Below are 9,567 nucleotides of genomic sequence, written 5' to 3'. Positions count from 1 at the left end.
ATCTCCCTGGCCTTCATCACCGCCCTGCAACTGCTGCCCCCACGCCAACGCGCCGTCCTCGTGCTGCGCGATGTGCTGGGCTACCGCGCCGCCGAAACCGCCGGGATGCTCGAGACCACCCAGGAATCCGTGCACAGCGCTCTCAAACGCGCCCGCGCCACCGTCGACAACCACCTCACCGGCACCGGCAGCACTGATGTCGGCGGCAGCAGGACTACGCGCCAATCCGACACCGCCGCCGAACGCCGGCTCGTCGCCCGCTTCACCGACGCCCTGCAACGCGCCGACCTGCCCGCCCTGATAGCACTACTCGCCACCGACGTGAAACTCTCCATGCCCCCCGCCCTGCTGGCATACCGCGGCATCCAAACAGCCCAAAGCGTCCTGGCCGCCGGCCCCTTCCGCCCCGGCCGCGCCTACCGGGTCATCCCCACCCGCGCCAACGGCCAGCCCGCCTTCGGCCTTTACCTGGCCGACCCCCACGCCGGCATCCACCACGCGTACTGCCTTCTGGTCATCACCACCACCGGCGACCACATCACCGCCATCACCAGCTTTGGCACCAATGTCCTGAGACACTTCGGACTACCCCGGACCCTCCCCGCAGCAAACTGACATTCGACCCGGGAACAGCGCTCCCGACCCACCCGCCCAGCAAACGTGAAGATCCATTAAAGATGATCTTCTGAAAATGATTGTGTAACAGGACCATGGGTGCTTCGATTCTCGTTAAGAAATTTTACTAACGATCGATGGAGGCACCCACCCCCATGTCCCCGATCCGCGTGCGCTTAACTGTGGCAGGCGCCGCAGCCCTCGCGCTCACCACCACGTTCGCCATGACGAACGCCCACGCCGTCACCCCGCCCCGCGCCGTGACGACTCCCCACGCCGCACCAGCCGACACGACGTACACGGCCGCCGAGGTACTGGCCGGTGTCAAGAAGAACTCGACCGCCGCGAACCAGGTCAACACCAAGCCTCACATCAACACCATGACGCGGGCGATGAACGTGAACGTGTACCAGGTCGCCAGCGGCGTCTACGCCTACACCTCGAGCATGGCCATCGACGACGACGGCAGCGACCCGGACCCCGATCCCGACCACCAGGGCGACACGACCTGGCACGACAGCAGCGGCAAGGCTCTGGCCGCGCACCACGTGCCGTTCTACGTGCTGGGCGACGACTGCTGGGACCGCAAGACCCCCTGCCCGCACTTCTTCTACAAGGAGCACGGCATGTCGGGCCGGCAGTTCGCGCTGATGTTCTACAAGGGCAAGGTCATCGGCTCGATCTTCGGCGACACGCAGACCGCGAACAACCAGACCACCTCGGATAACGACTCACGCGAACTGGGCGAGGCCTCGGTTAAAGCAGCCCAACTGCTCGGCATCCCCAGCAGTGGCACCACTGGCGGCGTGGACAACGGCGTGACCGTCGTGATGTTCTCCGGTCCGTCCTGGGTCGTGAACGGCACCAACGCCAACCTGAACGCCAACGCCCAGGTCAAGGTCCAGCAGGCCCTTGACAGCCTCGGCGCAGCCATGGCGGGCGGGACTCCGCCGCCGAACGGCAACGTGTTCGAGGCGGAGACCGGCACCCTGTCCGCAGGCGGCACCTTCGATTCCAACCACGCCGGCTTCACAGGCACCGGTTTCGCGAACACGGCCAACGCGGTCGGCGCATACGTCGACATCCCGGTGACCGCGGCCGCCGCCGGCACCAAGACCCTCAGCTTCCGCTACTCCGACGGCACCACCTCGGCGCGGCCCGCGACCATCTCGGTCAACGGCGCCGCACAGGGCACGCTGAACTTCCCGACCACCGCCAACTGGGACACCTGGGCCAACGTTTCCGTCGCGGTGCCCCTCAAGGCAGGTGCCAACACCATCCGGGTCGCCGGCACCACCGCAGCCGGCGACGCCAACATCGACTCGGTAACCGTCTCTCCGTAGATCAACCGTTCACATACCTCCCGGCGCCGGTCCGCGGGCTACCTCCCGCAGATCGGCGCCGGCGACATGACTGCGTGACCGTGAGGTAAGACTGTTCTAGGGCCTGTTCGGGGTTCGGATCATGGCGAATCGGCTGCTCGACTTCGCCTGGCCGCACGCCTGATTCATTCAAGTACAACCCGGTACGAGGATGCTCCAGGCGCGCGCCCATGCGGGGCAGTCGGCGGCTACGCCGTGCAGCTAGCTAAGAACGCCGGCGCGTACGTGATCGCCACGTCAAGCCCGAGCAGCAGCGGCCGAGTGAAGGCAGCCGGCGCTGACGAGGTCGTCGACCACACGGCCGCCGACGTCATCGCGGCGGTCAGCCTGCCCGTCGACGTCGTACTCAACCTCGCGCCGATCGAACCGCAACAGCTCTCGGCGCTGCTCGACCTGATCCGCCCCGGCGGTGTCCTGGTCAACACCACCGTGTGGATGCCCGCTCCCAGCGACGAGGAACATGGCGTGCGCGGCATCGACGTGTTCGTGCGCAGCGACGCGCAGCAACTCGCGCACCTCGTGGAGCTGATCGACCGCGGCGAGCTGCGCGTCGAGGTCGCCCAGCGAGTCCCGCTCGCTGAACTGCCCGCCGTGCACGCGCAGGCAGCCGCGGGCGCGCTGCCCGGCAAGACCATCATCTTCGCCCCCGCCGACTGACCCCAGCTGACGGGCCGTCGAAGAAGACTCCATCCCTCGGCAGAGGTCAATGCGGCAGCGTGACTCCGGTCAGTCAGTGGGCTGCGGGGTGAAGGTGACGGGCAGCGTGGTCAGGGCGTGCTGGCGGTGGTCGATCTTCCAGGGCAGCTGGTCCGCGGGGACGGCCAGCGCGAGGTCGGGCAGCCGGTGGATGGCGGTCCACAGTGCGATGCGGGTCTCGATGCGGGCGAGCGGCGCGCCGAGGCAGTAGTGCGGTCCGTGGCCGAAGCCGAGGTGCCCGGCGCCTTGCCGGTCCAGGTCGATGCGTTCGGGGTGCGCGATGTGGTCAGGGTCGTGATTGGCGGAGGCGAGGGCGAACAGGACGGTGTCGCCACCGGGCACCACGCTGTCGCCGACTTTCAGGTCCTGGAGCGGGAAACGGCGAATCGCGGTGAGCATGGGTCCGTCGCGGCGCAGCAGTTCTTCGACCAGCGCGGCCATGGTCTCGGTGTGCGGGTCGGGCTCGGCACGCACGATCTGCGCGAGCTGGGGGTCGGCGAGGAGCGCGGCCAGGCCGTTGGCGATCAGATGAACGGTTGTCTCGAAGCCGGCCCACAGGATCAGGAACGTAAGGGAGGTCAGTTCGTTCTCGCTGAGCCGGTCTTCGCCGTCACGGGCCTGGATCATGGCGGTGAGTAGGTCGTCGGCGGGTTCGGCGCGTTTGCGCGCGATCAACTCGACCAGGCAGGCGTGCATGGCGCGCACCAGGTCACGGGTGGGCGGGCGGTTTGGGTCGTTCGGGTTCATCAGCGAGCGGGTGTAGGTCTGGAACGCGGCGCCGTCCGCCTCGGGGATGCCGAGCAGGTGGCAGATCACTGCGATGGGGAGCGGCGCGGCGTACTGCGCGAGCAGGTCGGCGGCGTTCCGCGTCGCCAGGTCGTCGATCAGCGAGTCCGTGATCGCCTGAATGTGGTGTTGTTCGGCCTGCATGCGGCGCGGGGTGAAGGCGCTGGACACCAGGCGGCGCAGGCGCGCGTGCGCGGCGTCGTCGACGTTCATCAGGTGCGCGTCGAGCGCCGGGGGCAGGCCGAAGCCCTCATATCCGTGGCGGGAGTGGCGCGCCTCGATGGACATGCGCGGATCGGACAGCAGGGCTTTGACGTCGCGGTAACGGGAGACGACCCACACCTGTCCCCCGCTGGGTTTGACCGCCCGGTGCACGCCGCCGTGCTCGCGCAGTTGCGCATACGCGGCATACGGGCAACCGGCCAGATCCGGCACCATCGGGATCGGCTCGGGAAAGGGCAGGCTCGCGGTCACGGGTTGCCTCCGCTCGGTATCGGATCGATGCGGCCGATGTCGGTCCGGTTCGCTGGTCCTCATCCGATGGACTGCGGGAAAAGGGTGACAGGCAGAGTCGTCAGTGCGTGCTGGCGATGGTCGCTCTTCCACTGCAGGTCTGCGTACGGGACGCAGAGCGTCAGGCCAGGCAGCCGATGCAGCGCCGTCCACACTGCGATGCGCGCCTCTAGCCGGGCGAGCGGTGCGCCGAGACAGTAGTGGGCGCCGTGGCCGAAGGTGAGATGCCCTGCTGCGGATGCGGGATCGTGGTTCGCGGCGGCGGTGGCCAGCAGAACCGTGTCACCAGCAGGGATGACAGTGTCACCGACCTTGATGTCCTCGGTGGGGAAGCGACGGATCGCGGTGGTCGCAGGCTGGTCGAACTTCAAGAACTGCTCGATGATCCGGTTCATGGGCTCGGAGTGCGGATCGGGCTCGGCGCGGATCGCGGCGGCCAGCCCCGGCTCGGCGAGTGCACGGGCGATGGCGGCGGAGATCAGGTGGACGGAGTTCTCGTAGCCAGCGAACAGGATGAGGAACGCCAGCGACAGCAGTTCGTCCTGCGAGAGCCGGTCTTCCCCGTCGTGTGCTGCGATCATCGCGGTGAGCAGATCGTCGGTCGGCTCGGTGCGCTTGGCCGCGATGAGGTCGGTCAGCAGCGTGAGGATCCGTCCGACGGTCGCTGCCAGGTCACTAGGACCGTACTTGCCTGGGGCGAGCAGGACCTGAGTGCACTCGCGCAGAGTCGAGCCCTGATCCGCCGGTACGCCGAGCAGGTCGCAGATCACTGCCACTGGCAGGGGCGCGGCGTAGGCGGCTACGAGGTCGAGCGTGCCATCCAGGGGCAGCGCGTCGATCAGGGTGTTGCTGGTGGTTCGGATGCGGTCGCGCAGTTGGTCGATGCGGCGGGTGGTGAACGCGGCGGTCACCAGGCGGCGCAATCGGGCATGGTCGGCGCCGTCAAGGTTGAGCAGATTGGCGTCTAGCGCCGGCGGCAGTCCAAAGCCCTGATAGCCCGTGCGCGAGCTGCGCTTGTTCAATGCCAGCCGCGGATCGGCCAGCAGCCGCTTGACATCGTCGTAGCGGCTGACGACCCACACGTGCGCGCCGCCGGACAGGGTCGCGCGGTACACGCCATCGGGTTGCTCGCGCAACCGCTGGGCCACCGCCGACGGGTCTCCGGAGAGGATCGGGATAAGGGCGCGGGCGATGTCGGCGTCCTTGACAGTCACGACGGTCGCTGCCTCTCTACGAGTGACTGGCAGATGCATCCACAAAGCTCTGATTATCGACTATCTGGGGACTCGGCAGTCACAGGTCGGACTCGGGGATCGCTGTCGGAAGCCGATCGCCTATCGCGCGTTGACGCATTCGGCGGTGGCCCGGCTGCCGACTTCGAGGCTGTCCAGCAGTGGACGCACCGCCAGCGCTGGCAGGGACGCGCATAGCACCACGGCCGGCGCGGGGGCTTGACCTCGTCGCGGCGTTTGACGCCGGCTCGGCACAGCTAGTGCTGCCGCGATGAGGATCGCGACGAGCCGATGAGGTCCTCGGCGCAGGTCGGCGCGGTCAGTGCGAGGAACACGACCGGCACGAGCGGCCGCAGCAGCCTCGACCTCACGGGGGCGGGGCTGCTGCGGCCGATTCGCGCCTGGTCTCCGACGGCGGGTTTCGCGTCCGCGATCAACTGACGTCGTGGCCCGGGGCGGCGGTGGCGTAAGCAAGCATCACCCGATCATCGGCCTCGGCTGGGCGCGCGTCCAGCAAAGTCCGCGAGGTACCGTCGACGGCCGCGAAGGCTGGTGTTGCCGACGCTGAAGTGGGCTCGGCATAGGTCGAGACGCCCTCCACAGCTGCTGGCGATGCGGCATTGGGGCGCGTGAGCAGCTTCGCCGCGATGACGGCGGCGACCGTGATCAACCCGGCCGCGATCCAGAAGGCGAGATGGTAGCCACTGAGCAATGCGGCGTCCTGGCCGTGCCCGGATTCGGCGAGTCGATGGGTTTGCGTTGACGACAGCGTGGCCAGCGCGGCCAGACCAAGGGCGCCGCCGATCTGCGCGGTGGTGTTCACCAGCCCCGACGCGAGCCCGGCCTGGTGCGGCTTGACGCCGTCCATGCCCAGTCCGATCAGCGCCGGGAAGCAGGCGCCCGCGCCGAGACCGAGCAGCGCCATGGTGGGCAGCAGCTGCGTCATGTAGTCGGCGTTGGCCGGCGCTATGGCGAGCAGCGCGAGCGCGAGAGCCATCAGCGCAAGCCCGAGCAGCGCTGCGGTACGCGCGCCGAATCTGGTGATGAGTCGTTCGGAGTAGCGCACCGACAGCGTGCCCATGCAGATCGTGACCGGCAGGAAAGCGAGGCCGATCTGCAGCGCGTTGTAGTGCCGCAGGTTCTGCAGGTAGAGAGTGCCGAGGAAGAAGGCACCGAACATGCCGGCCGCGCCGATGAGCTGAATCAAGTTCGCGCCGACCAGGTTGCGGGAGCGCAACAGCTCCAGCGGCACGAGTGGGCTGCGCGCATAGCGCTGCCGCACGACGAATCCGGCGAGCAGCGCGAGGCTGACGGCTGCGAGCGCGAGCGTTTCCGGAGCCAGCCAGCCTTTCTCGGCCGCGGGCTTGACGATCGTGTACACGGCGAGCATCAGGGCGCTGGTGACCAGACCGGCGCCGGCGACATCGGCTCCGGCACCGAAACCCTGGCCGTTGTCTGCCGGAACGAGTCGCCGGGACGCGAGCGCGACCGCGATACCGATCGGAACGTTGACGAAGAAGATCCAGTGCCAGCTGATCGCCTGCGCGATCACCCCGCCGGCGAGCAGGCCGACCGCGCCGCCCGCCGACGCGACGAAGGCGAAGACGCCGATGGCCTTGGCCTGCTCCTGCGGCGCGGGGAACATCGACACGATCATGCCCAGCACGACCGCGGAGGTCAGTGCGCCGCCGATGCCCTGAACGAACCGCGCGGCGACCAGCATCTGCTGGTTGACCGCGAATCCGCACCCGGCGGACGCGAGGGTGAAGACCACCAAACCGGTCAGAAAGATCCGGCGTCGGCCGACGAGGTCACCCAGCCGGCCGGCGAGCAGCAGCAGCCCGCCGAAGGAGATCAGGTAGGCGTTCACCACCCACGCCAGGCTGGCCGGAGTGAAGTGAAGATCACTCCTGATGGCGGGAAGGGCGACATTCACGATCGTCGCGTCCAACACGATCATCAGCATGCTGCCGCACAGGACATAGAGCGCCAGCCAACGTGACCGGTCGTTTTCAGTGGCCACTGGGAGCACGGAAGTCGTCATACCGCAGGACCGTAGCAGCGGCAGTCACTCTTAACAAGTGCCTAGTCCTAATTAAGGACTTCGTGGTATCGTTTCATCATGGCGACAAGTAGGACGTATGAGGACTCGTGCGGCGTGGCGCACGCTCTCGAACTCGTGGGCGAGCGTTGGGCGCTCCTGGTGGTCAGGGAGTTGATGCTCGGAGCCAAGCGGTTCGGCGACATCAAGGCCGGGCTGCCCGGCATCAGCGCCAACGTGCTCTCCCACCGACTCGACGAGTTGGAGCAGGCCGGCCTGGTGGGCCGCCGAAAGCTGCCGAAACCGGCCGCGGTATGGGTGTACGACCTGACACCCTGGGCCCGCGACCTGGAACCGATCATGCAGACCCTCGGACGCTGGGCGGCGCGCGACCCTCAGCACCGCAAGGATCTGCACTTCGGCACCGCCTCGCTGATCCTGTCGCTGCGCACCAACTTCGACCCGGCTCTGGCCGACGGCGTGCATCTGGTCATCGCCCTGCGGCCGAACGACGAAAGCTTCGTGGCGCGAGTCGCCCGCAAGAAGCTGACCATCGAAGCCGGCGAGCCGGCGCAGGCCGACGCGACGATCGCCGGCGACGCTCGCGCCTTCGCCTCGGTGACCTATGGCGGCCGTCCGCTCGCCGACGCCATCGCCGCGGGAGACCTCGTGGTCACTGGCACCATGGCCTCGGCGGATTCGTTCCTCCACCTATACACATTGCCGCCCGTGGCAAGCGCATAGCGACCGCTTGGCATACGTGTGGCCGCGCCTGGTTGCGCAGTACTTTGCGACACTCCCGGCGTACGCCGCACGTCTCTGATTCGCCGTGCGCTCCTACGCGCGCCAGCGGCGCGGTGTCGGCTTGCGGGGCTCAGGCGAGGGCCGCGGCCAGCAGGGCGAAGGCGGCGATGATGACTGCGACGCGGAGGTAGTGGTAGCGATCCCAGCGGTTCGCCTGCTGCTTCCAGTCCTCGGGCCGGTTCTCCGGCGTCCACGTCTTGCTCCGGTTGTTGATCGGGACGAGCAGCAGGAGCGACATGATCACGCTGAGGATCAGCAGCGCGGCGGCGATCACGACGAGGCCGGCGCCGCGGTGATGCCATCCGGCGATGGCCCACAGCGCGCTGAGAACGAGCGAGCCGATGTACCAGAACGGCATCACGGCACCGAGCATCCGGCCCCCGTGGGCGCGGCCTAGTTGCCCGCTGTCACCGGGTAGTGCGTTGAAGATCGGGTTGAGGACGAACGCGACGGCGAACTCCACCCCCACCATCAGGCCGGTGACCACGATGGTGATGATCTCGAGTGCGTGGAGCATAGGACTCTCCTAGAATCTAGCGTTGCTAGCCGATGAGGCAACGCTAGTACTTCTGCCGCTCGATTGTCTAGCAGTGCTAGGATCGCATCATGTCGGTACAGGAACGCAAGCAGCGTGAACGCGCGGACCGCGAGCGCCTCATCGTGACGACAGCTCGCGAACTCGCCGAACAGCAAGGGTGGGACGCGGTCACCACCCGCCAGCTCTCCGAGCGCATCGAATACAGCCAGCCCGTCCTTTACAGTCACTTCCGCGGCAAACGGGAGATCATCGGCGCCGTCGCCCTCCAAGGCGCCACCGAGATGGCCGCGGCGCTTCGGGCCGCGACCGCCGCCGCGCACGGACCGCGGGCCCGGGTCATCGCCCTCGCCCGCACCTACCTCGACTTCGCCGCACGCAACCCGGCGGTCTACGACGCGATGTTCCAGCTCGACGGCGGCCTGGCGTTCGCGGCCGAGGACACCCCGGAGCCACTGAAGGACGGCTTCGCCGCACTCCTGGAAAGCCTCGAACAGGTCGCCGGCGACGGCGTGCATCCAGGGCTGTTCACTGAGCTCTTCTGGGCGGCCCTGCACGGATTGGCCACGCTGACCCGAGCGGGACGGCTACCACCGCAGGACGCCGATCGCAGGGTAGAGCTACTGGTGAACCGACTCGCCATTCTCTGATACGCGGCCCCAGCGGGTTCGCAGCCGGAGTCTCCGGACCGCGCTGCCTGCCCGCGGGCGTGTGCCCTAAGCAGGTTCCGCGATGAACTCACCGCTCGGTACGGGCGCAGCGAGCGGCGCGTAGAGAGCGGAGTGCCGGTTGAAGAGGCCTGTCGCGAAGTAGTAGATGTTGGCGATGACGATGAGGATGGCCGAGGTTCCGACGTAGAGCGCGGTGCCAAGTGCTGGCACCGAGTCAACCGGCAGCGCGTAGGCCATCAGCACGCGGAGCGCGGAGTCGGCTAACAGTCCGACGCCCCAGGCTGCGCTCGTC

At 67.9% G+C, this 9,567-nt stretch carries 8 protein-coding genes and 2 pseudogenes; 5 read left to right on the top strand and 5 right to left on the bottom strand.

What is annotated here, in order from left to right:
- The 3 genes and pseudogenes from VN779_RS14630 to VN779_RS14620 all read left to right on the top strand — a co-directional run.
- On the top strand, positions 1–615 hold a 615-nt coding region (locus tag VN779_RS14630; RefSeq protein ID WP_325723500.1), incomplete at its 5' end, for a sigma factor-like helix-turn-helix DNA-binding protein.
- A 155-nt stretch (positions 616–770) separates the two neighbouring features.
- Complete coding sequence (locus VN779_RS14625) at positions 771–1,958, top strand: glycoside hydrolase family 75 protein (RefSeq protein WP_325723498.1); 1,188 nt, start codon at positions 771–773, stop codon at positions 1,956–1,958.
- A gap of 213 nt (positions 1,959–2,171) precedes the next feature.
- Positions 2,172–2,654 (top strand): annotated as a pseudogene (locus VN779_RS14620) (zinc-binding dehydrogenase); the annotation flags it as partial.
- Positions 2,655–2,723: 69 nt separating this feature from the next.
- Here VN779_RS14620 and VN779_RS14615 read toward each other — a convergent pair.
- The 3 genes from VN779_RS14615 to VN779_RS14605 form a co-directional block, all read right to left on the bottom strand.
- A complete protein-coding gene (locus VN779_RS14615) occupies positions 2,724–3,953 on the bottom strand; it encodes a cytochrome P450 (protein WP_325723495.1) in 1,230 nt (409 codons plus the stop codon).
- A 59-nt stretch (positions 3,954–4,012) separates the two neighbouring features.
- On the bottom strand, positions 4,013–5,206 hold the full coding sequence (locus VN779_RS14610; RefSeq protein ID WP_325723493.1) for a cytochrome P450: 1,194 nt from the start codon (positions 5,204–5,206) through the stop codon (positions 4,013–4,015).
- A gap of 451 nt (positions 5,207–5,657) precedes the next feature.
- Complete coding sequence (locus tag VN779_RS14605; protein ID WP_325723491.1) at positions 5,658–7,268, bottom strand: MFS transporter; 1,611 nt, start codon at positions 7,266–7,268, stop codon at positions 5,658–5,660.
- A gap of 78 nt (positions 7,269–7,346) precedes the next feature.
- Between VN779_RS14605 and VN779_RS14600 the strand changes: the two genes are divergently transcribed.
- A complete protein-coding gene (locus VN779_RS14600) occupies positions 7,347–8,009 on the top strand; it encodes a winged helix-turn-helix transcriptional regulator (protein WP_325723489.1) in 663 nt (220 codons plus the stop codon).
- A 130-nt stretch (positions 8,010–8,139) separates the two neighbouring features.
- Here VN779_RS14600 and VN779_RS14595 read toward each other — a convergent pair whose 3' ends face one another.
- Positions 8,140–8,586 (bottom strand): DUF1772 domain-containing protein, encoded by a 447-nt coding sequence (locus VN779_RS14595; protein WP_325723487.1) that lies wholly within the window; start codon positions 8,584–8,586, stop codon positions 8,140–8,142.
- Positions 8,587–8,675: 89 nt separating this feature from the next.
- Here VN779_RS14595 and VN779_RS14590 point away from each other — a divergent pair, with 89 nt between their 5' ends.
- Entirely contained in the window at positions 8,676–9,254 is a 579-nt protein-coding gene (locus VN779_RS14590; protein WP_325723485.1) for a TetR/AcrR family transcriptional regulator, read from the top strand.
- A 66-nt stretch (positions 9,255–9,320) separates the two neighbouring features.
- On the opposite strand, the pseudogene VN779_RS14585 reads toward VN779_RS14590, so the two are convergent.
- Positions 9,321–9,567: pseudogene (locus VN779_RS14585) on the bottom strand (hypothetical protein); the annotation flags it as partial.

This window comes from Actinocrinis sp. (assembly GCF_035605935.1).
Taxonomy (GTDB): domain Bacteria; phylum Actinomycetota; class Actinomycetes; order Streptomycetales; family Catenulisporaceae; genus Actinocrinis.
This window is presented reverse-complemented; position numbering and strand designations above follow the sequence as displayed.

Excerpts from the sequence above, each read along its gene's own strand:
- VN779_RS14625 (WP_325723498.1), top strand. The coding sequence starts at position 771 with ATGTCCCCGATCCGCGTGCGCTTAACTGTGGCAGGCGCCGCAGCCCTC.
- VN779_RS14605 (WP_325723491.1), bottom strand. The coding sequence starts at position 7,268 with ATGACGACTTCCGTGCTCCCAGTGGCCACTGAAAACGACCGGTCACGT.
- VN779_RS14600 (WP_325723489.1), top strand. The coding sequence starts at position 7,347 with ATGGCGACAAGTAGGACGTATGAGGACTCGTGCGGCGTGGCGCACGCT.
- VN779_RS14595 (WP_325723487.1), bottom strand. The coding sequence starts at position 8,586 with ATGCTCCACGCACTCGAGATCATCACCATCGTGGTCACCGGCCTGATG.
- VN779_RS14590 (WP_325723485.1), top strand. The coding sequence starts at position 8,676 with ATGTCGGTACAGGAACGCAAGCAGCGTGAACGCGCGGACCGCGAGCGC.